At 59.5% G+C, this 25,305-nt stretch carries 25 protein-coding genes; 21 read left to right on the top strand and 4 right to left on the bottom strand.

Annotated features, from left to right (window positions below; translation table 11 throughout):
• Positions 1-37: 37 nt before the first annotated feature.
• A complete protein-coding gene (locus Q5H92_RS22285) occupies positions 38-3,319 on the top strand; it encodes a T9SS type A sorting domain-containing protein (protein ID WP_305013776.1) in 3,282 nt (1,093 codons plus the stop codon).
• Positions 3,320-3,522: 203 nt separating this feature from the next.
• Here Q5H92_RS22285 and Q5H92_RS22280 read toward each other — a convergent pair whose 3' ends face one another.
• Positions 3,523-6,063 carry a T9SS type A sorting domain-containing protein gene (locus tag Q5H92_RS22280; RefSeq protein ID WP_305013775.1) on the bottom strand — a complete coding sequence of 847 codons (2,541 nt, stop codon included), beginning with the start codon at positions 6,061-6,063 and terminating at the stop codon, positions 3,523-3,525.
• 275 nt (positions 6,064-6,338) lie between these two features.
• Between Q5H92_RS22280 and hemW the strand changes: the two genes are divergently transcribed.
• The 5 genes from hemW (at position 6,339) to Q5H92_RS22255 (ending at position 10,521) form a co-directional block, all read left to right on the top strand.
• On the top strand, positions 6,339-7,484 hold the full coding sequence (hemW, locus tag Q5H92_RS22275; protein ID WP_305013774.1) for a radical SAM family heme chaperone HemW: 1,146 nt from the start codon (positions 6,339-6,341) through the stop codon (positions 7,482-7,484).
• A gap of 117 nt (positions 7,485-7,601) precedes the next feature.
• Entirely contained in the window at positions 7,602-8,039 is a 438-nt protein-coding gene (locus Q5H92_RS22270) for a hypothetical protein (protein WP_305013773.1), read from the top strand.
• A 3-nt stretch (positions 8,040-8,042) separates the two neighbouring features.
• The gene (locus tag Q5H92_RS22265; RefSeq protein WP_305013772.1) at positions 8,043-8,699 is read left to right on the top strand and encodes an alpha/beta hydrolase; all 657 of its coding nucleotides are present in this window, start codon (positions 8,043-8,045) and stop codon (positions 8,697-8,699) included.
• Positions 8,700-8,848: 149 nt separating this feature from the next.
• The gene (locus tag Q5H92_RS22260) at positions 8,849-9,628 is read left to right on the top strand and encodes a cyclase family protein (RefSeq protein WP_305013771.1); all 780 of its coding nucleotides are present in this window, start codon (positions 8,849-8,851) and stop codon (positions 9,626-9,628) included.
• Positions 9,629-9,840: 212 nt separating this feature from the next.
• Entirely contained in the window at positions 9,841-10,521 is a 681-nt protein-coding gene (locus Q5H92_RS22255) for a hypothetical protein (RefSeq protein WP_305013770.1), read from the top strand.
• A gap of 93 nt (positions 10,522-10,614) precedes the next feature.
• Here Q5H92_RS22255 and rpmA read toward each other — a convergent pair whose 3' ends face one another.
• A complete protein-coding gene (gene rpmA, locus Q5H92_RS22250; RefSeq protein WP_305013769.1) occupies positions 10,615-10,890 on the bottom strand; it encodes a 50S ribosomal protein L27 in 276 nt (91 codons plus the stop codon).
• Positions 10,891-10,971: 81 nt separating this feature from the next.
• On the bottom strand, positions 10,972-11,277 hold the full coding sequence (gene rplU / locus Q5H92_RS22245; protein ID WP_305013768.1) for a 50S ribosomal protein L21: 306 nt from the start codon (positions 11,275-11,277) through the stop codon (positions 10,972-10,974).
• A gap of 522 nt (positions 11,278-11,799) precedes the next feature.
• Between rplU and Q5H92_RS22240 the strand changes: the two genes are divergently transcribed.
• The 15 genes from Q5H92_RS22240 (at position 11,800) to Q5H92_RS22170 (ending at position 24,259) form a co-directional block, all read left to right on the top strand.
• The gene (locus Q5H92_RS22240) at positions 11,800-12,759 is read left to right on the top strand and encodes a ribonucleoside-diphosphate reductase small subunit (RefSeq protein ID WP_305013767.1); all 960 of its coding nucleotides are present in this window, start codon (positions 11,800-11,802) and stop codon (positions 12,757-12,759) included.
• A 197-nt stretch (positions 12,760-12,956) separates the two neighbouring features.
• Positions 12,957-13,577: a YceI family protein gene (locus Q5H92_RS22235; protein WP_305013766.1), complete on the top strand. Its 621-nt coding sequence runs from the start codon at positions 12,957-12,959 to the stop codon at positions 13,575-13,577.
• A gap of 24 nt (positions 13,578-13,601) precedes the next feature.
• Positions 13,602-14,195, top strand: a complete 594-nt coding sequence (locus Q5H92_RS22230; protein ID WP_305013765.1) for a metal-dependent hydrolase — start codon at positions 13,602-13,604, stop codon at positions 14,193-14,195.
• Positions 14,196-14,231: 36 nt separating this feature from the next.
• Positions 14,232-15,197, top strand: a complete 966-nt coding sequence (locus Q5H92_RS22225; protein ID WP_305013764.1) for a hypothetical protein — start codon at positions 14,232-14,234, stop codon at positions 15,195-15,197.
• A gap of 253 nt (positions 15,198-15,450) precedes the next feature.
• Positions 15,451-17,832 (top strand): ribonucleoside-diphosphate reductase subunit alpha, encoded by a 2,382-nt coding sequence (locus tag Q5H92_RS22220; protein ID WP_305013763.1) that lies wholly within the window; start codon positions 15,451-15,453, stop codon positions 17,830-17,832.
• Between the two features lie 346 nt (positions 17,833-18,178).
• Entirely contained in the window at positions 18,179-18,370 is a 192-nt protein-coding gene (locus Q5H92_RS22215) for a hypothetical protein (protein ID WP_305013762.1), read from the top strand.
• A gap of 233 nt (positions 18,371-18,603) precedes the next feature.
• Positions 18,604-19,125 carry a DUF4365 domain-containing protein gene (locus Q5H92_RS22210; protein WP_305013761.1) on the top strand — a complete coding sequence of 174 codons (522 nt, stop codon included), beginning with the start codon at positions 18,604-18,606 and terminating at the stop codon, positions 19,123-19,125.
• 2 nt (positions 19,126-19,127) lie between these two features.
• On the top strand, positions 19,128-20,210 hold the full coding sequence (locus tag Q5H92_RS22205; protein ID WP_305013760.1) for a hypothetical protein: 1,083 nt from the start codon (positions 19,128-19,130) through the stop codon (positions 20,208-20,210).
• A gap of 208 nt (positions 20,211-20,418) precedes the next feature.
• A complete protein-coding gene (locus Q5H92_RS26735; RefSeq protein ID WP_369811174.1) occupies positions 20,419-20,772 on the top strand; it encodes a DUF433 domain-containing protein in 354 nt (117 codons plus the stop codon).
• Between the two features lie 9 nt (positions 20,773-20,781).
• A complete protein-coding gene (locus tag Q5H92_RS22195; RefSeq protein ID WP_305013759.1) occupies positions 20,782-21,117 on the top strand; it encodes a DUF6883 domain-containing protein in 336 nt (111 codons plus the stop codon).
• The gene (locus Q5H92_RS22190; RefSeq protein ID WP_305013758.1) at positions 21,117-21,326 is read left to right on the top strand and encodes a DUF4926 domain-containing protein; all 210 of its coding nucleotides are present in this window, start codon (positions 21,117-21,119) and stop codon (positions 21,324-21,326) included. Before Q5H92_RS22195 ends, Q5H92_RS22190 begins: the two co-directional genes overlap by 1 nt.
• Before the next feature lie 317 nt (positions 21,327-21,643).
• Positions 21,644-22,099 (top strand): hypothetical protein, encoded by a 456-nt coding sequence (locus Q5H92_RS22185; RefSeq protein WP_305013757.1) that lies wholly within the window; start codon positions 21,644-21,646, stop codon positions 22,097-22,099.
• A 152-nt stretch (positions 22,100-22,251) separates the two neighbouring features.
• Positions 22,252-22,683, top strand: a complete 432-nt coding sequence (locus Q5H92_RS22180) for a hypothetical protein (protein ID WP_305013756.1) — start codon at positions 22,252-22,254, stop codon at positions 22,681-22,683.
• 79 nt (positions 22,684-22,762) lie between these two features.
• The gene (locus Q5H92_RS22175) at positions 22,763-23,530 is read left to right on the top strand and encodes a hypothetical protein (RefSeq protein ID WP_305013755.1); all 768 of its coding nucleotides are present in this window, start codon (positions 22,763-22,765) and stop codon (positions 23,528-23,530) included.
• A 180-nt stretch (positions 23,531-23,710) separates the two neighbouring features.
• Positions 23,711-24,259: a glycosyl-4,4'-diaponeurosporenoate acyltransferase CrtO family protein gene (locus Q5H92_RS22170; RefSeq protein WP_305013754.1), complete on the top strand. Its 549-nt coding sequence runs from the start codon at positions 23,711-23,713 to the stop codon at positions 24,257-24,259.
• A 149-nt stretch (positions 24,260-24,408) separates the two neighbouring features.
• Here the strand turns inward: Q5H92_RS22170 and Q5H92_RS22165 are convergent, their stop codons facing one another.
• Positions 24,409-25,185, bottom strand: coding sequence for a DUF6252 domain-containing protein (locus tag Q5H92_RS22165; RefSeq protein ID WP_305013753.1), 777 nt, complete (start codon positions 25,183-25,185; stop codon positions 24,409-24,411).
• Positions 25,186-25,305 lie beyond the last annotated feature (120 nt).

Genomic DNA, 25,305 nt, shown 5'->3' with positions numbered 1-25,305 from the left:
TCCTCATTGTCATCCTTCTACTTTCAAAAAACGCATTATGACCTTCACTCTACCTCAGTGTGGCCGCAGCGGCTTGCTGCTCCTGTTCTTATGGCTGGCCACGGCCTGGCAAGCCCAGGCCCAAACTCCCGATTGGCAGGCGGCCGTGGCCGCCGCCGGCGACGTGCAGGTGCAAGCCAGTACCACCGACGGCAGCGGCAACGTGTACCTGGCCGGCGGGTTTGCCGGCACGGCCACCTTCGGCAGCATCACCCTCAGCACCACCAATACCCAGGAGCTGTTCGTGGCCAAGTGGAACCCCGGCAGCGGCTTTGCCTGGGCCCTGAAGGGCACCGGCAGCGCCACCACCGGCCGCAACGCGGCTACGGCCATTGCGGTGTATAGCCCCTACGTGTACGTGGCCGGCAATTTCGTGAGCCAGACGCTGACCCTGGGCGCCCGCCCCGCCCTGACCAATGCCCAAGCGGGCAACAGCGACATCTTTCTGGCCCGCCTCAACGAGTCGGCCGGCGGCACGCCTGCCGTGAACTGGGCCAAACGGGCGGGCGGCACGGCCAATGACTACGCCACCTCCCTCACCAACCTGGTCAATTCCTACCTCTACCTCGGGGGCAGCAGCGGGGGCAATGCCTCGTTCGACGCCTACACTCTGGCGGGAACGGGAGGCTTCGTGGCTCTTTACTCGGCCACAAGTGCAACGCTTTCCACCACGCCGGCCCCGGTGGTGCTGGCCGGCGATGCCGTGACGGCGCTCAGCCTCAGCGGCAGTTCCCTGTACGCGGCCGGCACTTTCAACAGCACCGCTAACACCGTGCCCGGCGGCACCCTGACGAGCGCCGGCGGCGAAGACCTGTTCGTACTAAAGCTGAGCTATGCCAACGTGGGCAGCATTTCCTGGGCGCAGCGGGCCGGCGGCTCCGGCGACGACTACGCCCGCTCTGTGCTGGCCCGCGGCACCAGCGTGTATGTGGGCGGCAGCTACCGTAGCGCCAGCGCTTCTTTTGGCAGTACCACGCTCGCCAATCCGGGCGTGGCCAACCTGTTCGTGAGCAAGCTCACCGACGCGGGCACTTCGGCCAGTTTCACCTGGGCGCTGCAAAACAGCGGCACCAGCACCGATGCCTCCAACAGCGTCAATGCCCTGGCCCTGTACGGCACCAGCCTGTACGCGGCCGGCACGTTCGGCGGCACGGCCAGCTTGGGCACCCGCACCCTCACCAGCGCCGGCGGCAGCGACGTGCTGGTGGCCAAAATCACCGACCGGGGCAGCAGCGCCACTTTCGTGGGCGCGCAGCAGGCCGGTGGCACCGGGGCCGATAACGCCGTGGGCGTGGGGCGCCTCGACACGCGGACCTGGTATGTTGCCGGGCAGGTAGCAGCCCCGGCCACTTTCGGCAGCCTCAGCGTGAGTGCCAGCGCGGGCGTCCGGCCCGGTTTCGTGGCCACTCTTTCCGACCCGGCCCCGCTGCTGACCCTCGCGGCTCCCAACGCCGGACCGTTGGGTACCACCATTACCCTGTACGGCGAGGGCCTGGCCGGGACCTCTACCATCACCTTTGCCGGCACCACCAACAACGTCGTGGCGGGGGGCTTCATCGTGAATACCGCCGGCACCCAAATCAGCGGGGTGGTGGTGCCGTCCGGGGCGCAGTCGGGGCCCATTGAAGTGGCCACGCCCCTGGGCAACAGCAATGCGCTGGTGAGCTTCACGGTAGGCACCAATACAGCTCCCACCTGGCAGAGCGCGGCGGGCAGCACCGGCACCAGCTCCATTCGCTGGGCGGCGCCTGCTGCGGCGGGCACCGTGGTGGTGGCCGGGGAGTTCAGCGGCACCATCACGCTGGGCGGCACCACGCTCACCAGCGTGGGCGGGCGCGACTTGTTCGTGGCCAAGTTCAATCCCAGCACGGCTAGCTACGTGTGGGCCGTGCGGGCCGGCGGGGCGGGCGATGAGGATACCTATGCCGGCCTGGCCGTGAGCGGCAACAGCGTGTATGTGGCTGGGCAGTTTAACGGCCAGACCATTGCGCTGGGCAGCACTACGCTCACGGCCTCATCTCCGGGTTCGATTACCGGCTACGTGGCCAAGCTCACCGACGCCGGTTCCAGCGCCGGTTTCACGTGGGCGCAGTTGATTGATGACGGAAGCGGGACGTTTGTGGAAGCCCTCACCGCCAGCGGCAACAACGTGTACGTGGGCGGCGATTTCACCGGCGCTGCGCTTCAGATTGGCGGAGTGACGGCCTTGAGCAGCAACGCCAGCCAGGACGATGGCTACGTGGCCAAGCTCGTCGACAACGGCAGCACGGCCTCGTTTGGCTGGGCCCAGGGCATTGGCAACGCCACGGGCCCGGCTTTCGCCAACAGCATCAACGTGTATGGCTTGCGCGTCAGCGGCTCGACGGTGTACCTGAGCGGGGTGTTCTACGGCACGGTCAGCTTTGGGGCCACGACCCTGTCCAGCATCAACAACGACGGCGACGTGGCCGTGGCCCGTCTCACGGACTCGGGCACATCGAGCAGCTTCACGGGCGCGGTGCAGGCCGGCAGCGCCGGGCCCGAGTTTGTGGTAAGCATGAGCCAGCAGGGCAATGCCTTGTACGTGTCGGGCAGCACCAACAGCACCGTTTGGCAGGGTGTGAGCACCACCGGAACCGGCATTGGCTTCGTGCTGAAAGTGCTGGACAACGGCGCCGCCGGCCTCAGCCTGGGCTGGGTGCAACTGCTGCCCGGCGTGGTGTACCAGACCGCGCCCAACGGCACGGGCGTGTACGTCGCCACATCCTTCGGCGGCACCGTGACCCTGGGCGGCACGCTGCTGCAAGCCGCTGGCGCCGCCGACGGGCTAGTGCTGCGCTTGGCCGATGGTGGCTCCAGCGTGAGCATTGCCTGGGCACAAGCCGCCGGTGGTCTTTATACCGATGACTTCCAGGGCCTCGCGCTGGTTGGGGGCCGGGTAGTGGTGGGCGGCCGTGCTACGCCTCTGGCCGCTTTCGGCAGCAACGTGTTGACCGGGCCCATTGGCGTTACGTCGGCGGCCATTGGCGTGCTGGCCGACCCTGCCCTCTTGTCCGTGGCCCCGAGCTTACTCCGCGAGCCACTGGCGCTGTACCCCAACCCCGCCCACGGCCGCACTACCCTGCGCCTGCCGGTCGCCGGCACGGGCCCGGTGCAGTTGTTCGACGCGATGGGCCGCGAGGTGCGCCGCTACGCCGCCCCGGCCGGCACCCTGGAAGCTCCGCTCGACCTGCGCGGCCTCCCCGCCGGGGTCTACATCGTGCGGGCTGGCCTCAGCAGCCGGCAGCTGTTGGTCGAATAACCGCACCAGGAACTGAATGCCTGCCAAGTGCAGGCCTCCTAAAAAAAGCCCTGCTTGGATGGGTGCCCACTACGGGTACCCATCCGAGTAGGGCTTTCTTCAGGGGCCCGCCGTTAGAAGAAGCAAGGCCTTGGTTTTCTTGCTTTAGTAGGATGCGCTCCTGCAGCCGGGTCCAAGTGAAGCATGCCGGTCCGCTTACATGGTTAATGCTGCACGGTCATTTTTCGGTAGGTGGTGCCGGAGTCGGTGCTAATGTGTACCACATAATTTCCCGACGCCAGGCTGCTCACGGACAGGTCTAAGCGGGCGGCCGTGGCTGAGGCTTGCAGCACCATTCGGCCGTACACATCATACACGCGGGCTTCCACGCGGGTGGCGCCCTCGTCGCCCTCAACCGTGACCGTTTGGGAAGCGGGCGTGGGAAATACACTCATGCCGGGAGAAGTTCTTTTCAACGCGCCGACCGGGGCGGCGCCGGTCAGCCCCGGCATGATGAGGCTGGTGAGCCCTTGCGTAAGCGGCCGATTAGTTTTGGCATCGAGAGCCGAGGCCCCAACCAAAAGGCGGCCATTGGGATGAATGGCCAGGAAAGACGCGGCCATAGCTACCGGGGCCTTGTCGCCAAAAGAACTGTCTACCTGTCCGTTGGCCAGCAAGCGGGCAATGCCGTGGTGGTCTTGCCCGGCGATGCTGCTGAAGAAGCCGGCGCAGAGGATGCGCCCATCGGACTGCACGGCCAACGCCGTAACCTGGGGGGGGCCGCTGCTCGGCTGAACAAAAGGGCCGGCATCAAACGAGGTATCCAGGGCGCCCGAAGGCAGCAGCCGCGCAATTAACCCGCGCTTGCTACCGGCGAACGACGGAAAATCACCCGCTACCAGGATGTTGCCGTCGGGCTGCACCGTGATGGCGCGCACGTAGCGCGGGGTGGAATTGTGCGTGCCCGATAGGGCGCCCGACGCCTTTATCTGCCACGACGTGTTGCCCGTGGTGACCACGGCCACGTTCTCATCACGCTGCAGCGCCACGAGACTGACGTACGTGACGTAGGGGGGAGCCGGGCCGAAATCCGGCGCAAAGCTGGGGTCAAAGTTGCCCTGAGCCGTCAGCCGGAACAATTGGGGGGATGCATACGGGAAGCTGCCGCCCACCAGCAGCCGGCCATCGGGATAGGAAGCCAGGGTGCTCACGGTGGTAAGCCCGTACAACGGCTTGGTCAGGTGGGCGTCGAAAGTGGGGTCTTGCATGCCATTGGCATTGAGGCGTAGCAAGTGGCGAAGGGATGGGTTCGCGCTGTCATAAAAGGCCCCGCCCACATACACGGTGCCTTGCGGGCCCGGCGCCAGGGCCTGCACTTCGGCGTTTAAGAGCGGCAGGGCGCTGGTGAACGCCACGTCCACGCTTCCATCGTCGTTGAGCAGCGCCAGATTGGTGGCGGGAACGCCGTTGATGCTGTTGAAAGCGCCGGCCACCACCGTCTTGCCACTGGCCAGCAGCAACGAGGCACTGATTCTGCCCGGCGCGCTGATGGGAAGCGCGAAAGCCGGGTCTATCTGGCCCGTGGGGGTCAGCCTGAACATACCGGTCGGCCGATTATGGAACGTGGTGAAAGCACCGCAAACCAGCGCACCGCCGCTCCGAAGCGGGCAAATGGCCGTAAGCACGCCTTCGAAATCGTTCCCCAGCGAAGCCCTGGGGTCGGGGGCCCCGTTGGGCAACAGCCGCACCAGTCCCGAGCTGTTTTGCCCGTTGAAGCCGAGAATGCCGCCGGCAATGAGGATGCCGCCATCCGGCTGCACCGTCACGCCGTGGTCCACTTGCTGGTTCAGTCCGAAGTAGGACATGGAGTTGGTGGTGACGAAGCCAGGGTCTGCGCTGCCATCGGGCAAAAGGCGCCGCACCCGGCCCACCGGTCCTTCGGCATTCGTGATAACAACTTTGCCATCGGGCTGCACGGCAAAAGACTGAAACCAGTCGGCCGCATTCAGGTGCGCGTCGAAAGTCGGGTCGAGGCGGCCATCGGGCAGCAGCCGCGCCAGGTGCACCATCGGCATCGAGGCGTAGGTGGTGAAGCGTCCGCTCACCATAATTTTTCCATTTGGCAACACCTCAATGGTGTTCACTTCGCCGTTGAAGCCGGCCTGGGCCGGGTTGATTAGAAACGAGGGGTCGAGTTGCCCGTTGCCCAGCAGGCGCACCAGCCCGTGCGCGGGCTGGCCGTTATACGAAGTGAAACTGCCCCCAATCAGTATTTTGCCGTCGGGCTGCACCGCTCCGGACGAGGCTTCGCCGCCTTCACGGTAATAGTAGTTCCGGTCCAGGTCGCCGGATTGTTCCAGCACAATCACGCCCGTGCGTCTGGCCAGGTCGAGGCCCCCGAGCGATTCGACGATGGACGCTGCCCCGCCCACCAGCAAGATTTTGCCGTTGGGTAGCACCCGCATGTTCTGCGTTGCCCCACCGCTGGTCAGCCAGTGCGCGCCAAAGGTGGTATCGGGTAAGCCGCTTTGGTTTAGGCGCAGGATGCTGGGCCGGGGCCGGCCGTTGTAAATCACGGCGGGCGGGATAACGGAAACAATCAAACGGCCATCGGCCTGCTCGGCTGCGTTGTCCGTCATAGCGGGCAGCGTAAGGCGGGTGCGCTCAAACCGAGGGTCGAGCTGCTGGGCTGCGCTGCTCCGTGTCCCGAAGACTAACAACAGGGCCAGAAATACGCATGGGAAGAGGTAGAAAGTAAATTTCATAGGTTTCATAGCCAGATTGTTGGAAAGGAGAAGCTGATGAGGAAGTCCAATGTAGTGACAAGATGCTTCAGTTAAGCGGCTGGGCGAAACGCAACTGACCAGGAGCGTGTTGACGGTGCTTGAGCTGTCGCGCCGGTCCGCAAGGGCCAGTGGGCAAGGCGCCGGTGGCGTCTCGGCCATCTACCTTTGCGGCCGGCGTTCGACAGTCAGCCGATGAAGCCGGCCGCGTTGCGTCTGGCTGGCACTGGAAGATGCCTTTGCGCATTCGCATGCTTATGGCTGGCCTTTACCTCCACATTCCCTTCTGCAAGCAAGCTTGCCACTACTGCGACTTTCACTTCAGCACCTCGCTGGGGCTGAAAAGCCGCTTGGTCGAAGCCATTGTGCGGGAGCTGGAGTTGCGCCGCAGCTACCTCGGCAGCGATACCGTGCTGGAAACCATCTACTTCGGCGGCGGGACGCCCTCGCTACTCACGGCCGAAGAGTTAAACCAAATTTTCACCGCCATCCACCGTCATTTCCCGGTGGCCCCAGACGCCGAAATCACCCTCGAAGCCAATCCCGACGACCTCAGCGCCGCCAAGCTGCAAGAGCTGGCCGCCGCCGGCGTCAACCGGCTCAGCATCGGCCTGCAAAGCTTTTACGAGCCGCATCTGCGGATGATGAACCGCGCCCACACTGCCGAGGAATCGACCACGGCCGTGCACCTCGCCCAGGACGCGGGCTTCGAAAACATTTCCATCGACCTGATTTATGGCGTGCCCGCGCCGGGCCACCACATCTGGGAGGCCGATTTGGCCAACGCCTTCGCGCTGGGTGTGCCGCACGTGTCGGCCTACGCCCTCACCATCGAGCCGGGCACAGCTTTCGGCCACCGGCTGCAGAAGGGCACCTTCAAGGCGGCGCCCGACGAATTCGTAGCCACCCAGTTCGAGATGCTGCTGGCCGCTATGCGCGCCCACGGCTACGTGCAATACGAAATCAGCAACTTCTGCCGGCCGGGCCGCGAAAGCCGCCACAACGGTAACTACTGGCGCGGCGTGCCCTACCTCGGCCTCGGCCCCAGCGCTCACAGCTACGACGGCCAGAACCGCCAGTTCACCCTGCCCAACAACCCGCAGTACGTGGCCGCCGTGCTCGAACGCGGCGAAGTGCCCGTGACAATGGACATTCTCACCGCCACCGACCGTGCCAACGAGTACCTGCTCACCACCCTGCGCACCGCCCGCGGCTGCGACCTGGCCCACCTGCGCACCCACCTCGGCTTCGACGTGCAGGCCGCCCACGCCCCCTACCTGGCTGAGCTGCAGGCCAACGGCTGGGCCCGCATCCAGAACGAAGTGCTTACTTTGACCGACGCGGGCAAGCTGCTAGCCGACCACATCACGCTGGAGCTATTTCAAACCGGACCACAGATTTAACGGATTTCAACGGATTAGCTGTGGTTTAATTCGATAGCCCAACAACCGGCAGCTTCCTTATACATTTGCGCAGAACCACAAATAATCTGTTTCAATCCGCTAAAATCCGTTAAATCTGTGGTCAAGTTATTGAGTGACAGCATTGCCGATGACGCCGACTTCTTCGTGGAGCAGATTCACGTCGTGGCCATCGTCTTCGATAACACCGACGATGTGACCGTGTGGGCCACCACGCTGTTCGACAACGACACGCATTTCTTCCACCTCGCCCTGCCATTCAAAGCCCTCGACACGCTCCTGAGCCTGGCCCACAACCGCGCCGACGCACTGCAGGAAGAAGTCGCCGATGCCCTGGCCGCTCAGCAATGGCCCGCCCTGCTCGAATACAACTCCGACGAGCAGCCGCCCGTGCCGCTGCCCAGTGTGGCCCTCAAACTGTCAGTGACTTACCCCGCTCTGGAAGACGACGAAGCCGAAGGCGAGGAAGGCCCCGACGACCCCCAGCCGCACAACATCTTCTACCTCGAAGGCGTGTTCGTGCGCCTCGATACCTAAGCGGTGGCCGCCGGTCTGCCCGTCTTCTACCTCATCCCCGGGCTGGGCGCCGATGAGCGGGTGTTTCAATTCCTGCAGTTGTCCGGCACGGTGCACGTGCTCCGTTGGCTGCCGCCGCAAAGCCCTGCCGAGTTGCTGCCGCACTACGCCGCCCGCCTCGCGGTGGCCGTGCCCGCCACGCAGCCCTGCTGGCTGGTGGGCGTGTCGTTCGGCGGTGTGCTGGCGCAGGAGGTGGCCGCCCTACGCCCCCTGGCCCGGGTGGTGCTGATATCCAGCTTTATAAGTCCGCGTGAGCTGCCCTGGGTGGGCCGGTTGGCCCGCACCACCGGCCTCCATCGCCTGGTGCCCGCCCGGCTACTGCCGCTGCTGCCCCGCGTGGCCCAATGGTTTTTCGGTGCCCGCAATGGCGGCGAGTACCGCCTGCTCCGGCAAATCCTGCGCGACACCGACGCGGTGTTCACGCGCTGGGCCATTGCCCGACTGCTGGAGTGGCCCGGCCGGCCCTGGCTGCCCGTCGTCCGCATCCACGGCACCACCGACCGGCTTCTGCCCGCTGGCGCGGCGCTCAGCCAGCACGCCTTGCCCGGTGGCCACCTCATCATCATCAGCCAGGCCGCCGAAATCAGCCGGATTCTGAATGAGTTGACAACGGTTGAGTAAAGTCAAAAGAACGTCATGCAGAGCGCAGCGAAGCATCTTGACCGCAGCACTAATTCAATCAATTGAGTTTGCTATTGCGGCAGAGATGCTTCGTTGCGCTCTGTATGACGTTCTTTTGCTCACTGCCTATTATCAACCGCTCACCGCTCATGCTTCCCACCTATCCCTACGCCGGCCGCACCTACAGCTTCGACCCTGCCGCGCCCATCGATATTTCGTTGCCCCTGGCGCCCGGCGCCGGCCAGGTGAACTGCTTCTGGGCCGAGCCGGTGCAGTTTGATACCATTCGGGTGGGCACGTTTGTGGGCAGTGTGGCGCTGGGCGGCAGCACCAACTACCAGCGCATCCACGTCACGCCCCACGGTAACGGCACCCATACCGAGTGCTACGGCCACATCTCGCCCGACCCGGCCGTCACGCTCAACCAGTGCCTGCGCCGCTTCCTGTTCGTGGCCCGGCTGGTGAGCGTGGCCCCAGTGTCCCAGCCCAACGGCGACCTGGTGGTGCTGCTGGCCGACTTGCAGGCCGCCCTGGCCACCCAGCCCGACCGCTCCATCCCCGAAGCCCTCGTCCTGCGCACCCTGCCCAATGCACAGGCCAAACGCACCCGCCAATATTCCGGCACCAACCCCACCTATATCGAGCCCGCGCTGGCTGAGTGGCTGGTCGAATACAACATCCAGCACTTCCTGCTCGACCTGCCCAGCGTCGACCGCGAAGAGGACGGCGGGGAACTGCTGGCCCACCATGCCTTCTGGCAATACCCCGCGCAGACCCGCCGCAGCGCCACCATCACCGAGCTGATTTTCGTGCCCGACGAGGTGGCCGACGGCCTCTACCTGCTCAACCTGCAAATCACCAGCCTGGAGCTAGACGCCAGCCCCAGCAAACCCGTGCTTTATGCGCTGAACCCTTTGCCATTGGCTTAAGTAGGAGAGGCTTCGCATTCTCGCTGCTTGGCGGCTCAACTCAATTTCGGCGGGTTTTTTCGGCGTTAGGCTTGGCGGGCAGCTGCATTGAGCCAGTTGCGCAGGAAAGTTCGCGCAGCGTTTGCGATATTGCTTACTCATTGGAAATAAGGTGGAAAGCCAACGGCTGCCTGCCTTATTCTGACTGTTTAGCTTCGTCCCTTCCTTGCTTCATGTTGGTTGCTCGCACGCTAAAGCTTTTTACACTGAGTCTGGGCTTGCTGCCGGTTCTACTGGCTACCGCAGCTGCTCAGCCGGCGCAAGCCGAAGCGCCCCCGGCACTGCCCAACGCTCCCCGCCTCATGTTCAAGGGCGGCCTGCGCCTCAACCACCTTTTCTACCTGCCCGACCAGCAAAGCTGGCAGCTGGTGCTGCCTTCATCGATGGGCCTGGAGTACCGGCTAAATCCCCGCTTTGCCCTCTACAGTCAGCTAGAGGCCGACCTTGCGGCCGGGCGCGGGCCCCGCGGCCGGCGCGGCCGGGCCCAGCTCCCCACCACTTCCACTGACCTCGCACTCGGTGCCCGCTACTATTTCAATCAACCCGCCGCCAGTAGCTCGGCAGCTCACCCCGAACCCTGGGGCAATTACCTGGCCCTGGAGGGCAATGCCGAGCTGGCCCAAATCGGCCGTGGCGGGCGCCGTGGCCGCAACCTGACCGTAGGGCGCGTCACGCCGGGCGTTTTTGCCCTGTGCGGCACCCAGCACGGCGGCCCAAGCCGCCGCCTGCTCTATGACTTCAATGTCGGCATCGGCATCGTAGCGCCGCCCGCTTACGCCAGCGACTCCAAAATATCACCGCCCTGGACCGTAGCCTCGCAGGTAAACCTGCGGGTGTACTTGGTAAATCATTAGCGGCCACGCAAGTAACCCAACCGCCAAGCGATACCACACGCAAAAAGGGCTGCCCGGTAGGAGCAGCCCTTTTCAGTGCTAGTGGAGCAGCAATTACGCCGGAACCGAAACGACTTCGCGGGGCAACACCGTTACGAACGAACGGTCTTTGCGGCCTTTCTTGAACTGAACCTCGCCGTCGACGAGAGCGAACAGCGTGTGGTCCTTGCCCATGCCTACGTTTTCGCCGGCGTGGTGCTTGGTACCGCGCTGACGCACGATGATGTTGCCGGCAACGAGGGCCTGACCCCCGAAAATCTTGATGCCGAGACGTTTCGAATGTGATTCGCGGCCGTTGTTGGACGAGCCGACACCTTTCTTGTGAGCCATGGTATTGAAGCTAAAGCTGCCGGCAAATGGCCGGAAGCGGCTGGTTTAATAGAGAATTAAATAACAAACGAAGGCTAAAAACTAGCCGATGCTGTTAATCATTACTTTGGTGAACGACTGGCGGTGACCGTTCATCTTCTGGTAGCCCTTGCGGCGCTTCTTCTTGAAGACGAGAACTTTATCGCCTTTCACATGGGCGATGATGGTGCCGGTTACGGCCACTTTCAGCTCGGGAGCACCGACGGTGATGGTGCCGTTGTCATCGGTCAGCAGGGCGTTGCCCAGTTGCACGGTGTCGCCAACATTGCCGGCCAGTTTGTGAGCGTAAACGAATTTGTTGGCCTCAACCTTGGTCTGCTGGCCAGCTATGTTAACAATTGCGTACATCAGCTTTCGCGGGTTTTTCTGAAATGGGAAGGCAAAAGTACGACTTTGATTTGGGATTTCCAAGCCTAAGTTCTTAATCGTCATTAGCTGGCCCGGTCCTGCCCCCTAGAAATGCGGCTGAATCAGTTCCTGGCGCCGTTACCGTCATGTTAGCGGCAGATGAAGAAAATAGCGTGAGTGCGTACGTACAATACAGTATTTTGGGGACAAGTAGGTTTATCCACACGTAAAATGTGGACAACTCAACTAAAACTGACTGATTTTGAGTGGATTTTGGTTGGGGCACGGTCCAGTGCCTTGTGGAAAACCCAGGGGTAGCAGGCCGGAAATCGGCGGGGACTTAGCCAAAAAATAACGAATAAAAAAGCCGGAAACCTGGGCCATTCGCCTGCCGGACGGGCCTATATTTGAACTTGGAAGGCCAACCGCATTTCCTGCGCGCAGGCCAAACATCCGGTCGCTGTTGGGGGTTAGCCTGCCTCTTTCCCCGCCGAAAACCGCTATTAAACATTCTGAGAAATTATGGAGCCGCTCCTCGCCGAAAACCCCAACCGCTTCGTGCTATTCCCCATCCAGAACGATGAAGTGTGGCAGTACTACAAGAAGTCGCAGGCCTCGTTCTGGACGGCCGAAGAAATCGACCTGAGCCAGGACCAGAAAGACTGGAACGGCCTGAACGACAACGAACGCCACTTTATAAAGCATGTGCTGGCTTTCTTCGCGGCTTCTGATGGCATCGTGAATGAAAACCTGGCCGTGAACTTCATGCAGGAGGTGCAGATGCCCGAGGCGCGCTGCTTCTACGGCTTCCAGATTATGATGGAAAACATTCACAGCGAGACGTATTCGCTGCTGATTGACACCTACATCAAGGACCCCAAGGAGAAGGATTACCTCTTCAACGCGCTCGAAACCGTGCCCGCTGTGCAGAAGAAAGGCGAGTGGGCCCTGAAGTGGATTAACTCCGAGAATTTCGCTGAGCGCCTCATCGCCTTCGCGGCCGTGGAAGGCATCTTCTTCTCGGGCTCGTTCTGCTCCATTTTCTGGCTAAAAAAGCGCGGCCTGATGCCGGGCCTGACGTTCTCCAATGAGCTGATTTCGAGAGATGAAGGGCTGCACTGCGACTTCGCCTGCCTGCTCTACAGCTACCTGCAGAACAAGCTGAGCACGGAGCGCGTGCAAAGCATCATCCGCGACGCGGTGACGATTGAGCAGGAGTTTGTGACCGACGCGCTGCCGGTGAGCCTCATTGGCATGAATGCCAAGACCATGGCGCAGTACATCGAGTTTGTGGCCGACCGTCTGCTGGTGTCGTTGGGCTGCGGTAAGATTTATAACGCCACCAACCCCTTCGACTTCATGGAGATGATTTCGGTGCAGGGCAAAACCAACTTCTTCGAGAAGCGCGTGGCCGAGTACCAGAAAGCCGGCGTGATGAGCGAGCGCAACGACAACGTTTTCTCGCTCGACGAGGATTTCTAGGAAGCCCTAACTGGCTTAAGCAAGGCCTGTCGTGCTGAACTCCGTTCGGTGCGACAGGCTTTTTTTATGGCCGGTGATGCAGGAACGAAAAAAGGAAAAAATGGAGGCAACCCCGGAATCATTCGTTGCGAGTGCGTGGTAGCGGGCCGCCGGCCCGCAGCCGTTTATATTTGGCATCTTCCAATAGTCAGCTTTTTATGGAATTACGTCTACTCGTTCTTTTCGCGCTCCTTGTTGCCGCGCCCCTTGCGCACGCCCAAACCGCGCCGGCGGCCACCGCTACCCCGGCCGCATCCAAGCTGCCGCGCTACACCACGGCCACCGGCCTCATCACCTTCTTCTCCACGGCGCCGCTGGAGGACATTGAGGCGCTGAATTCCAAGGTGGCGGCTGTGTTCGAGCTGGCCACCGGGCAGCTGGCTTTTTCGATGCTGATGCGCGACTTCCAGTTCAAGAACACGCTGATGCAGGAGCACTTCAACGAGAACTACGCCGAGAGCGAGAAGTACCCACGGGCCCGCTTCACCGGCACGCTGGTGACCATGCCCGACGAGGCCACCCTGCGCAGCGGCCCGCAGCCGGTGTACGTGCAGGGCGTGCTCACCATCCATGGAGTGAAGCGCAAGGTGCGGGTGCCCGGCACGCTGCACCTGCGCGACAACGACCTGGTGGTGACGTCAAAATTCGCCGTGGCGCCGGCCGACTACAAGATTAAAATCCCGGCTCTGGTGCGGAATAACATTGCCAAGAGCATTGACGTGAGCGTGATAATGACCTGCCAGCCGGGGCCCGCGGGCACGGCGAGCATCACCAATTAGCGCGGACAAAACTACCTTGAGGGCATGAATAAGCCCTATGCCAACGGTACGGTGAGCCTGGGCCTGTTGCTTTTGGGCTGGGCGCTGGTGTGGCTAGGGCACGCCTACGTGGTGCCGGCACTGCTGACGCCCTGGCTTATTGGGCTGGCCGACCCGGCGGTGCATGGCCTAGTGTCGGGGCTGCTGGTGTTGCCTTTGTTGCTGCGGCGGGTGATTGATTTTCGGGTGGCGCTGCTGGCGGTGCTGCTGGGCGTACTTATTGACCTAGACCATGCCATTGCAGCGGGCTCGTTCGATTTCAGCGCCATGCTCACGCTGCCGGGGCGGCCACTGGGGCATAGCTTGCTGGTGGCCACGCTGGTGGCAGCCGTGGTGGCACTGGCCTTGCGCGGCTGGGATGCCCGCTATGCCAGCGGGTTGCCGTTTTACCTGTTTTGGGTTTCGCTGGCCTCGCACATTGCCCGCGATGGCGCGACGCCCTGGGCCTTTCCGGTGGCCGCGCCGCCCATCCCGGCGGCGGTGTTTTTTGGGGTGTTTGTGCCCTTGAGCTTCGTACACCTGTTGGTTGGGCTGGCGTGGCGGCGGAGCCGGCAAAAAAACGTGGCCGCGCCACGCTGAAACACGAAACCGCCGCCGCCGACCGTTGCGGGAGCTATGACGAGATTTCGACGCTTCCTGCAATGGTTGGGGCCGCGCATGCCCTACGTCAACGTTGGACTGGCGGGAGCGGCCTACGGCGCGAACCAGTACGTGGCGCAGGTGTTTTGCCAGCCCGTGCCGTGGGCGGCGGCGGTGCTCATTGGTAGCGTGGGAGCGTTTCTGGCGTGGCCGTGGCTGGTGGGCTGGCCCAGGGCGGTACGCTACGCGGCGCTGTTTCTGCAAGGGACTTTGGTGCCTGTTTGCGTCTATTGCGTCGTGTTCATGAGCCCGGGGGCGTTGGTGGTGGGGGTGTTGTTTTTCTTTTTCCTACTGCCTGTACTGGCTTGGGTGCCGGTGGTATTTGCAGGGCAGGCGCTGCGCCGGGCGTGGCGGAGCGAACTGCCGGGCGGGCGCGTGGTTTTTGGCCTGGGAATGGTGCCGTTGCTGGTGGCGCAAGGCTGGGCCGAGCAGCAGTACCGGGCCGTGGAAGCTGCGGTAGCCCAGCTGCCGCCCGCCCAGCGCCGCCAGCCGGCGGCGCTGGTTCGGGTGGTGCCCCGCACATACATGGCCGAGCGGCTGGCGGGCACGCTGTTCAAGTACCACAATTACGAAGAGTCCACCCTAAATGGCTGGCGCCCGCCTTTGCACGACCCGCTGGTGAACGTCAGCCTCTGGAGCCGCGGCGGCATGGGCCACGACCGCAACTATGGCCGCAACAACGTGCGTGCGGCCAATCCCTTACTGGTTTATTACTGGGATGCCGACAATGGTGTGCAGACGGGTTCGCTCGAAAGCCAGGTCGCACTATATCATGCCTTATTCCCCGCGTTGCCCATCAAAGCCGACTGTACCTGTAACCACACCTACGACGGCGAAAGTTACCTGGAATGGCGGCCCTGGCTGAACAGCCGCGCGGCCGACGCGGCCCTCCGAATGAAGCGCAAAGCATTGCTAAAACCGAATAACCCTTTGGGCTTATAAATCGTAGGGCCCGGCTTCTTTCCGAAAAGTGGCCGGGCGGCCCATTCCAGGTGGTGTGTGGAAAACTTCTGGAACTTTTGCTTGTCCTCCCCAAACACAACGGGTAATTTCAAGGATTGAATATCCCACGGGCCTCCACAGCCTGCCGCCTTCCCATCTACCCTTTCACAACTGACTTAACGACTTGCGGCTGGGGCCTGCCCTTACCGCGGGTTTTTGTATACAAAAAAATCCACACCAAAACACTACTGGTATGCTCGTAATTAAACGCGACGGACGCCGCGAATCCGTCAAGTTCGACAAAGTAACCGCCCGCATTGAGAAGCTGTGCTACGGCCTGCACATGGATTATGTGTCGCCCATCGAAGTAGCGAAGAAGGTGATTGACGGCATCTACGATGGCGTGACGACCATCGAGCTGGACAACCTCGCCGCCGAAACCGCTGCTTCGCTCACCACCAAGCACCCGGACTACGCCATTCTGGCGGCCCGCATTGCGGTGAGCAACCTGCACAAAGTGACTTCCAAGTCCTTCAGCAGCACGATGAAGCGGCTATACACTTATGAGGACCCGAAAAACGGCGACAACGCTTCGCTGCTCGCCACCGACGTGTGGGAGGTGATTCATAAGAATGCCCACACCCTGGACTCGGCCATTATCTATGACCGGGACTACAACTACGACTTCTTCGGCTTCAAAACGTTGGAGCGGAGCTACCTGCTGCGCCTGGAGGGCCGGGTGGTGGAGCGGCCGCAGCACATGCTGATGCGCGTGTCGGTGGGCATCCACAAGGACGATATTGACTCGGTTATCAAGACCTACAACCTGCTGTCGGAGCGCTGGTTCACGCACGCCACGCCCACGCTGTTCAACGCCGGCACGCCGAAGCCGCAGATGTCGAGCTGCTTCCTGCTGACGATGAAGGACGACTCCATTGACGGCATTTACGACACGCTGAAGAACTGCGCGCTGATTTCGCAGTCGGCCGGCGGCATTGGCCTTTCGGTGAGCAATGTGCGGGCCACGGGCTCTTACATCAAGGGTACCAATGGCAACTCGAACGGGCTGGTGCCCATGCTGAAGGTGTTCAACGACACGGCCCGCTACGTAGACCAGGGTGGCGGCAAGCGCAAGGGCGCCTTCGCCATTTACCTGGAGCCCTGGCACGCCGACGTGTTCGAATTCCTCGACCTGAAGAAGAACCACGGCAAGGAGGAAATGCGCGCCCGCGACCTGTTCTATGCCCTCTGGACGCCCGATTTGTTCATGAAGCGCGTGGAGGAAAACGGCGACTGGACGCTGATGTGCCCCCACGAGTGCCCCGGCCTGGAAAACTCCTGGGGCCCGGAATTCGAGAAGCTGTACATGAAGTACGAGCGCGAGGGCCGCGGCCGCCGCACCATCAAGGCGCAGGAGCTGTGGTTTGCCATTCTGGAAAGCCAGACGGAGACGGGCACGCCCTACATGCTGTTTAAGGACGCGGCCAACGGCAAGTCGAACCAGCAGAACCTGGGCACGATTAAGAGCTCGAACCTCTGCACCGAGATTATTGAGTACACCGACGCCGACGAAATTGCGGTGTGCAACCTGGCCTCGCTGGCGCTGCCCCGCTACCTCGTGACCGACGCGGCCGGCAACACCACCTTCGACCACCAGAAGCTGTACGAGGTGACCTACCAGGCCACCCTGAACCTGAACAAGGTGATTGACGTGAACTACTACCCGGTGCCCGAAACGCAGAAGTCGAACTTCCGCCACCGGCCCATCGGGCTGGGTGTGCAGGGCCTGGCCGATACGTTTATTGCCCTGCGCATGCCCTTCGAGAGCGACGAAGCCTCGGGCCTGAACAAGGACATCTTCGAAACCATCTACTTCGCGGCCATGACGGCCTCGAAGGACCTGGCCATCAAGGACGGGCACTACGAGACCTTCCCCGGCTCGCCCCTGAGCGAGGGCAAGTTCCAGTTCGACCTCTGGGGCGTGACGCCCGACTCGGGCCGCTGGGACTGGGACAGCCTGCGCGCCGAGGTGGTGAAGCACGGGGCCCGCAACTCGCTGCTGGTGGCGCCCATGCCCACGGCCAGCACCGCCCAGATTCTGGGCAACAACGAGTCGTTTGAGCCCTACACGAGCAACATTTACGTGCGCCGCGTGCTCTCAGGCGAGTTTATGGTGGTGAACAAGCACCTGCTGAAGGACCTGGTGGCCCTGGGCCTGTGGAACGACGCCATGAAGCAGGAAATCATCGCGGCCAACGGCTCGGTGCAGAGCATTGCCCGCATCCCGCAGCACATCAAGGACCTGTACAAGACGGTGTGGGAGATTTCGCAGCGCCGCATCATCGACCAGGCCGCCGACCGCGGGGCCTACATCTGCCAGAGCCAGAGCCTGAACCTGCACGTGCAAAACGTGAACTTCGGCAAGCTCACCAGCATGCACTTCCACGCCTGGAAGCGCGGCCTGAAAACCGGCATGTATTACCTGCGCACCAAAGCCGCCGCCGACGCTATCAAGTTCACGGTGGAAAAGCAAGCCGCCGAAACCCTGGAGCCCCTGGCCCTGGTGGAGCAAAACCAGTCCGACATGGCCTGCTCCCTGGATAATCCGGACGCCTGCGAGGCGTGTGGGTCGTAAGGAATTTGGATTAAGTGGAGTAACAAATGAGTCCCCTTATCCTTACCTAAGCATCACGAAAAAGCCGCCTCCCAGTGAGGCGGCTTTTTGCTAACCGACCTTCTGCGTATGTATCAAAACGAGGATATTGATTTTGGCAAGCTTAACCTAAGTTGGTTGCACAGCGTCAGCATCGAGTTGGATGAGATAACCAACCTGATAGAAGTGTCAGAACGGGCGCACACGTACTTGCATGAGCACGGCCGGACGGAAATTGTCGGCTACACGAACCGGCGTAAGTTCATAGCGGTTACCTTTATGTTCAATGGGCCAACGCTCGTTGTGGAAGACGTAAGCTTACCTCGTTATGAAACCATCCAAGACGTTATCCTCCGCCGCCTCGCCGCAGAATCCGGCGGCTCTTTCGATGAACGGTAAAACTTCCGAAGAATGGGAAGCTAGCCGCATCAGTGGGCCACTCTCGAAGCAGGAGATGTTTGTATTGCTGAAAAAGCTTGGCAAGCTGCCAGCCGATGCCGAATACAAGAAAGCCTCCTAGCCTGGTGGAAAAGCAAGCCGCCGAAACCCTGGAGCCCCTGGCCCTGGTGGAGCAAAACCAGTCCGACATGGCCTGCTCCCTGGATAACCCGGACGCCTGCGAGGCGTGTGGGTCGTAAGAGAATTCATCAATATTTGAAAAGGGGAGCCCATTGGGCTTCCCTTTTTTTTGCTAAAAAAATTTGCATTACCTTCCGCACCCTTATAGGAAATATAGCGAAAGGAAAGTATTGTATGACCGAGCAGCAGATTAAGGAGAAGCTTTCCAAAAATTACCTTGAGCTTCTAATTCACAATGGTGGTCACAAGCATATGAAGCCTGAGGACGACCATGGAGTGGATTTATATATAATGCGTGTACAACGTATAGAAAGAGCCGATGGCATTAGGTATGTCGATTCAACGGATTTTATAGGTGTACAGCTAAAGTGTACTTGCGTTGCATCAATTGAGGAAGACGAAGACTATGTAAAATATGATTTGGAAGCAAAAACCTATAATGACTTAGTAGATAGAGTAAGGTATAATGCCACCGTACCCTTGCTTCTGGTGCTAATGATATTACCTGATGAAGTTACTAGATGGGTTGAGGTCCGTGATAACGAAATCGCATTGGCAAAATGTGCATATTGGTATGAACCCGACTCATCACAACCCTATACTGGAAATAGCTCAACGAAAAGAATATATATACCGAAAGCCAATAAGTTAGATATGGACTCTATAAGAAGGAAATTCATCGCCCTTTACGATTAATTATGTTAGCGCCGCTTTCCCTTCGTGCAGTCATTCAATTCCTTTACAAAAAGGGATGGACTGACTATAAAGTCACAGACCGATTTCATAAGATGTCGGGTCCCGAATCTATAAGCAGTTCGGTCAAGGTTACATTGCCCCTCACAGATAGTAATGAGTTTGATAATTCATTATTACATGAAGTAGTTGATTTCATTTCTGAATTCTATGAGTTTCCAGCAGGAGAACTTATATCATCATTCATAAAGAATTCAGCAATTTTCTCTACCCAACTGATTGATGAGAGTACAACTTATGGCAATGTTCCATTCCTCAAGTATGAGCACCACCTTCAAGAACTAAAAAATCTTTTGCTAAACAATGCTTCATTTGGAGTTTCTGGAAAGCATTATGTGAAGGATATTCCAGAAGAAGCGAATACTTACCTTAATCTTTGTAGTTTTCTACAGACAGAAAGAGGAAGCTTCATTTCCAAGGTTCAACTTCCTACCGCTGTTGATTTGTCTGTTAATCTGTTTGACGAGTATTCCGTCCATTCTGATTCAATAAATAATAAACTTGGGAGTATATTAAGATTCGTAGTTGATGATATATACAAATTGCCTGCTAGCGACATATATAGTGTGCAGCATGTAACACAGAATGCTCAACTGATAAATATTGATGTTTTTGAAAATATAAATAATATTTTCAAAAGAACAGGTGTAAGCGAAATTAATTTTGCCTTATTGGGAGCAGACTTTGACCTGAAAATAGAGTCCGGAACAGTTGGAGTGGATGAATTTAAGCAGCTAGACAATTACATCGACCTTGCATCGACTGTTTTTGCTAATCATGTCGAAATTGATTCTCGTGGACGAGTAATTCAGTTAAGGTCTTCTAATGCGAAAGGAAGTAAAAACCTTGTTGTTATAAGCCGTTTACAAAGTGGCTTGAAGCCGATACATGTTGAGCTGGAAAGCAATCAGTACGACTTGGCAATAACAGCTCATAAAGCCAAAAGCAATGTTTTTATAAAAGGAACTGCGCTAGAAACTAAGCAATATCTACGGATTGTAAGGCTTATTGACTTTCACGTTGGCTAGAAACTCCAGCTTCTGCAGCCGCTGCCGCCCCGGGAGCGGCTGGTTTGGTGTTGGGGTAGCTCACACGCCGTTAGGTAGAAACACTTAGCATCGTTCAGCCGCTGCGGCGCCGGGGGCGGCTGGCTTGTTTTTGGGGTAGCTCGCGCCGTTAGGGAGAAACACTAAGCATCGTCAGCCGCTGGGGCGCCGGGGGACGTAACTTAGAAACATGGCTACTCCCATATCCCCCAACCATCCACGAATCACCACCGACTACCAAATTTGCCACGGGCAGCCGGTGGTGCGCGGCTTACGCTACCCGGTGTGGTCGGTGCTGGAATACTTGGCCTCCGGTATGAGCGAAGCCGAAATCCTGACTGACTACTCCGATTTGGAAGCGGAAGACTTGCGCGCCTGCCAGGCCTACGCGGCGTCCCTGCTGAAAAAGATAAGTCAAACGCTGGCCGGCGATGGCACGCGGCGGGCCGTGACGAAACAGGAAATGCTGGTGCTGATAGAAACCGGCAAGGTGCCGCCCGGTACGGTGCTGGATGAGCAAGGGCAGCTACCCCGGCGGCCGTAGCTTTGCCAGATGCCGCTACCCGACAAGCCCTTGTTCATTGCCCCCAACAAGGTGCAGGAATATCTACTAAACCCTGACCATCCCATTGGCGGCGCCAAGGCGCGCTTCTTCCTCGGCATTGGGTATTCGCGGCAGCACTACCAGCAGTTAATAGACGACCTGATACAGCACGGCCACTCCGGCACGGTGACGGAAGAGAAACCTTCGCCCTACGGGACTAAATTTGTGGTAGATGGCCCGCTGCTCGCGCCCAACGGGCGGCAGTACCCCATCCGAACCGTGTGGATGGAACAATCACCGGGCATCTACGTTTTGCTTATTACCGCCCACTTACTCGACCGCTAATGAAACCCTTCGCCGAATTAGACATCGTGCAATTGCAGCAAGCGCACCCCGAATGCGGCTTGCCGGCCGGCGCGTTGGGCACCATTGTGTTGGTGCACGCGCAAGGCGAGGCCTACGAAGTAGAATTTGTTCAACCCGACGGCCACACCCAAGCCGTGCTGACGCTGCCCGCAGCGGAAGTCACCAAACCTAGGCAACAGGCCGCTTAGCCTCTCCCTTTCCTGACCAAACAAGACCCGCCACGCCTCTGCCTCTTCGGACGCACGCGCACCAGGGCGGGTTTTTTGTTAGGTAGTATCAGCTGCTGCCACCCCGAGAGCGGCTGGGTTGGTTTTGGGGTAGCTCGCGCCGTTAGGTAGAAACACTAAGCATCCTCGGCCGCTGCGGTGCTGGGGCGGCGGGGTGGGCTTAGATTCGCGTCACGATGAAGACACCTCTTCTGCTACTCTTGCTGCCTTGCCTCGGGAGTTGCATCTCACCGGGTGATACTGTGCCAAAGCCTCCCCAAGGGTACTACAATTTTTCGTTGACCGTCGCCGACACCAATCCCATGCACGGGACCGATGCAGCGTTTGCGGTGGAGGTGCCTCGGTGGAAAACGGGCAAGGCAAGAGAAGGCGGCGCGCTCTATTGGTATTCTAATTTTAAGCGGCCGAAAGCAGCTCAGAAGCCGGTTCCATCACAGGAAGATAGAGTACCACAAGACACGTTAAGCATCGGATTAAATCGGGCGCAGTTGGATTCGATTTATCAGTTAGCCCGACAAGTCTTTGCTGTTCCAGCTAAGCCGTTCTTAGTAAGTGACTCATTGCCGCCTCGTCCGTATTCCCACGATTTAGACAACTACCTCGTGGTAACCTTTGCTCCTCAGCATTCCTCGGGCGCATGTTTTGAGTGCTCTGGCTATAAAGAGCACAACATAGCCAGCTACAAACTCGCGGCTTACTTGGAAAAGGTGAAAGCAGAATTTCTGCACCGATAGGAAGAAGCTTAAACATCTCTCAGCCGCTGCCGCCCCGAGAGCGGCTGGTTTGGTTTTGGGGTAGCGCGCGCGCCGTTAGGGAGAAACGCTAAGCTTCACTCAGCCGCTGGCGCGCCGGGGGCGGGTGGTTTGGTTTTGGGGTAGCTTGCCGTATGAAATTGTTGCTTTGCCGTGTTTTGATTGGTGCGCTGTTCGTGCCTGCATTGCTGAGTTGCCGTGACGGCAGTTCTACTGATATAGGCGATGAAATGGCCTTCTCTTGGTACGGTAGCCACGACTACACCAACATTTATAGCGGGGGTGACCCTAGAGACGGCGGGGTGCCGGTCATTCCCGGTGGGTGCGACTATGCCAAATGGGACAACCGGTACGTGCTAACCAAAGGCGAACCTTGGCGCTATGCCAATTGGAATAAGAAATACCATATACCTCAGGTTCCGGCTGGGGGCTTTGTCTATTTCGTGCTTGAGAAGAAGTTGTACGGTGGAGGCCAGGAGGGCGACCCCGCCCTGCACGGTCCCTTAACCCAAGCGGAGCAGGCAGCATGGGAGCGCCGGATTCCTGGTCCGTACCACGAGCCTTAGCAGGTGTCGTATGAGAGTATCACTCAGTCGCTTCACGCCGGGGGCGTGTTGGGGACTAGCTTGCGGAAAATTAAAAAGTATGTACAAAATTCTTCTCGTGTTAAGTTGCTGGCTGTCGCTGGTTTTCGTAGCTAATGCCCAAAAGCAACAGCCTGTAGTCCTGCCAACAGCATCGGTTGCCAACAAGCTAAAGCAGCTGTTGCCGGCGGGCGAGGTACAGGTGGCCGTGATGGACAGTATTCAAATGCCGCCCCGGTATGGCGTGCTAATGCAGAAATTCATGGCGGCTGCACGGGCAAATCCGGAATGGTTTCTCGAACAACAGAATAAGGCGGCAGCTCCTGGTGGTATCCCAGTCGCATACGATAAGCGCTTGGGCATGACGGAACCAGAGTTTCGAGAACTGCAAACGCTAATGGAAAAGCCAGAATTCAAAGCAGTAGCTACTTACACGGGCCGTTTGATGGTAACGCACAAAGACAATGCGATACACTTCACTGGCATGGGCAAGCTCGCAGTCCTCAACGAGGTATGGATAGACTTGGGCCGCAACGAAGTGCATATGGCCAATTACGTTCTGCCCTATAGTGAAGAAATATCCGTCGACAACGCGCAAAATGCGTTCCAGAGCGCTTGGTCTGCATCTAAGTGGGAGCTAGCCGAGCCGGCTGGTGAAACGTATGAAAACATGAACATGGAAAAGCTGCGAAGTATGACCATGACTTTGTTTCAGTTTAACGTCGGAAAACTAGCGGCAACGGGTAAGACTTTTTTGAAGATAAAAGGGAGTAAAATCGACAAAGGGGAAAAGAAGTTCTCGTTTGATTCGCCCTTTTTCTTTCAATAACTAAACATTAGGCTAGTAACCCCAGCCGCCGCCCCGGGAGCGGCTGGTTTGTTTTTAGGGAAGCTCACGCGGAATGACAAGTAACTGACGCATCGTTCAGCCGTTGCGCGCCGGGGCGGCTGGGAAGTAGCTTGTACTTTAATGACGGGCCAACCAGTACCCCTTCTTTTCCTGTTCTTGATGCCCGCTCAGAAGAATACTGCTGTTCCATCCCGTGCGCTGTTGGCAGTGGTGAATGCGGTGCCGAGCGTGCTGTGGTCGGCGCTGGCGCTGGCGCCCATTGGCGCGTACTGCTACCAGTTTGTGGCGCGGCCGTGGCTGTACGGCTTCCTGGCCATTAGTATGCTGGCCTATGCGGTGCCCACTTCGTGGTTTAACTACTGGCAGCTTATCCAGCAGCCGGCCCGGTACCAGCAGCTGGGTGTGGCGCTGGTCAACCGCGTGACGCAACACGGCGACCTGGTGAAGCACTTCATCCGGCGGCGGTACCCCGCTTACCGCCATGTGCCATCGCGGGCTGCGTTGGCGGCATTGGTGCGCACCACCTACCACCAAGAGCGGTTTCATCTGGTGTTGTTGCTGTTTTTCGGGTTCACCAGCTTGCATGCCGTGGCCCATAGGCAAATGGGCTGGTTCGCACTGCTCCTGCTCACGAATGTGGGCTACAACCTGTATCCAATGTGGCTTCAGCAATACCTGCGGGTCCGGTTGGGCCCTATGTTTCCTTAGCCGCTGCCGCCCCGGGCGCGGCGGGATAGCGGTTGGGGGCCGTGGGACCAGCCTTTGGGCCTTCGCCGCCTGGCAATGCCGATTTCACCCGTGCCGCCGGCAAACGCCACGGCGCCGGGCGCAGCGCGAAAAGGGCCGACGCCGGGGGCTCAATAGGCAACGTCGGTGAAGGTGCCGTTGGTGACCGTGGTGGTGAGCGGAGTGCCACCGCTTGCCGAAGTGGTGGCGGCCACGAAGCTGAACGTGCCGGAAAAGGTGCGCGGGTAAGTGGGGTTGACCGCCGTGATGACGAGCGTGCCACTGGTGGGGGAGCTGGCCAAGCTGGCCAGGGTGGTGTAGTTTGGGCCGCCGCTCGTGTTCCTGACCGTAACGTAAGTAGCGGAGGTAGTTAGGTTGTAGGTGCCCACGGCCGGCGAATTCGGGAAGGTGATTTCCAACGGAAAAGAGGCAGCGGGTGGAGCAACGCCTAACTGCAACAGCCGGGAATTGGGCCCGCCGTAGCCGCCGCCGGTGTTCACGGCCGGAACCACCACGGTGCCATTGATGGTGTAAGCGGCCGTAGACTGCGTGGCGGTGAGGGTGGGCAGGGTGGTGGCCGCGTTGAGCACTACCTGCTGAGAGGCCAGCGGGACGTATCCCAGTTGGTAGATGTATTCTACGGTATAGGTGAGGCCGAGTGGCAAATCGGCAAAAGTGTACACCCCCGTGGTGGTATTGTACGTGCAGGGGAAAGAAACGCCCGCCGCGCTCATCGCCCGCACACCCAGAATAGCGGCTGCCGGCTGCACACGCCCGGTTAGGTCAGCCGAAGTAGGCTTGGCTTGAACGGGCTCCGGTACCTCGGAGCTGCTTTTGGTGCAGGAGCTATTCAGCATACTCAAACCCATGCATGCCATGAGGCAGCACAGCCGAACGGTCGTTTTCATGATATTGACTTGGGAAAAGGGGCCGGGAAGAACGCCGTGCGGCAGCACGCACTAAGATAGTAATAGAAGAATGAAAACCGACTTTGTCTTCATCCCATGTCGGGCGCTGCTGCCTTGAGC

Source organism: Hymenobacter mellowenesis (assembly GCF_030581005.1).
Classification (GTDB): Bacteria; Bacteroidota; Bacteroidia; order Cytophagales; family Hymenobacteraceae; genus Hymenobacter; species Hymenobacter mellowenesis.
This window is presented reverse-complemented; position numbering and strand designations above follow the sequence as displayed.

Excerpts from the sequence above, each read along its gene's own strand:
- Q5H92_RS22285 (WP_305013776.1), top strand. The coding sequence starts at position 38 with ATGACCTTCACTCTACCTCAGTGTGGCCGCAGCGGCTTGCTGCTCCTG.
- Q5H92_RS22280 (WP_305013775.1), bottom strand. The coding sequence starts at position 6,063 with ATGAAATTTACTTTCTACCTCTTCCCATGCGTATTTCTGGCCCTGTTG.
- hemW (WP_305013774.1), top strand. The coding sequence starts at position 6,339 with ATGGCTGGCCTTTACCTCCACATTCCCTTCTGCAAGCAAGCTTGCCAC.
- Q5H92_RS22260 (WP_305013771.1), top strand. The coding sequence starts at position 8,849 with ATGCTTCCCACCTATCCCTACGCCGGCCGCACCTACAGCTTCGACCCT.
- Q5H92_RS22255 (WP_305013770.1), top strand. The coding sequence starts at position 9,841 with ATGTTGGTTGCTCGCACGCTAAAGCTTTTTACACTGAGTCTGGGCTTG.
- rpmA (WP_305013769.1), bottom strand. The coding sequence starts at position 10,890 with ATGGCTCACAAGAAAGGTGTCGGCTCGTCCAACAACGGCCGCGAATCA.
- rplU (WP_305013768.1), bottom strand. The coding sequence starts at position 11,277 with ATGTACGCAATTGTTAACATAGCTGGCCAGCAGACCAAGGTTGAGGCC.
- Q5H92_RS22240 (WP_305013767.1), top strand. The coding sequence starts at position 11,800 with ATGGAGCCGCTCCTCGCCGAAAACCCCAACCGCTTCGTGCTATTCCCC.
- Q5H92_RS22235 (WP_305013766.1), top strand. The coding sequence starts at position 12,957 with ATGGAATTACGTCTACTCGTTCTTTTCGCGCTCCTTGTTGCCGCGCCC.
- Q5H92_RS22230 (WP_305013765.1), top strand. The coding sequence starts at position 13,602 with ATGAATAAGCCCTATGCCAACGGTACGGTGAGCCTGGGCCTGTTGCTT.
- Q5H92_RS22225 (WP_305013764.1), top strand. The coding sequence starts at position 14,232 with ATGACGAGATTTCGACGCTTCCTGCAATGGTTGGGGCCGCGCATGCCC.
- Q5H92_RS22220 (WP_305013763.1), top strand. The coding sequence starts at position 15,451 with ATGCTCGTAATTAAACGCGACGGACGCCGCGAATCCGTCAAGTTCGAC.
- Q5H92_RS22215 (WP_305013762.1), top strand. The coding sequence starts at position 18,179 with ATGAAACCATCCAAGACGTTATCCTCCGCCGCCTCGCCGCAGAATCCG.
- Q5H92_RS22210 (WP_305013761.1), top strand. The coding sequence starts at position 18,604 with ATGACCGAGCAGCAGATTAAGGAGAAGCTTTCCAAAAATTACCTTGAG.
- Q5H92_RS22205 (WP_305013760.1), top strand. The coding sequence starts at position 19,128 with ATGTTAGCGCCGCTTTCCCTTCGTGCAGTCATTCAATTCCTTTACAAA.
- Q5H92_RS26735 (WP_369811174.1), top strand. The coding sequence starts at position 20,419 with ATGGCTACTCCCATATCCCCCAACCATCCACGAATCACCACCGACTAC.
- Q5H92_RS22195 (WP_305013759.1), top strand. The coding sequence starts at position 20,782 with ATGCCGCTACCCGACAAGCCCTTGTTCATTGCCCCCAACAAGGTGCAG.
- Q5H92_RS22190 (WP_305013758.1), top strand. The coding sequence starts at position 21,117 with ATGAAACCCTTCGCCGAATTAGACATCGTGCAATTGCAGCAAGCGCAC.
- Q5H92_RS22180 (WP_305013756.1), top strand. The coding sequence starts at position 22,252 with ATGAAATTGTTGCTTTGCCGTGTTTTGATTGGTGCGCTGTTCGTGCCT.
- Q5H92_RS22175 (WP_305013755.1), top strand. The coding sequence starts at position 22,763 with ATGTACAAAATTCTTCTCGTGTTAAGTTGCTGGCTGTCGCTGGTTTTC.
- Q5H92_RS22170 (WP_305013754.1), top strand. The coding sequence starts at position 23,711 with ATGCCCGCTCAGAAGAATACTGCTGTTCCATCCCGTGCGCTGTTGGCA.
- Q5H92_RS22165 (WP_305013753.1), bottom strand. The coding sequence starts at position 25,185 with ATGAAAACGACCGTTCGGCTGTGCTGCCTCATGGCATGCATGGGTTTG.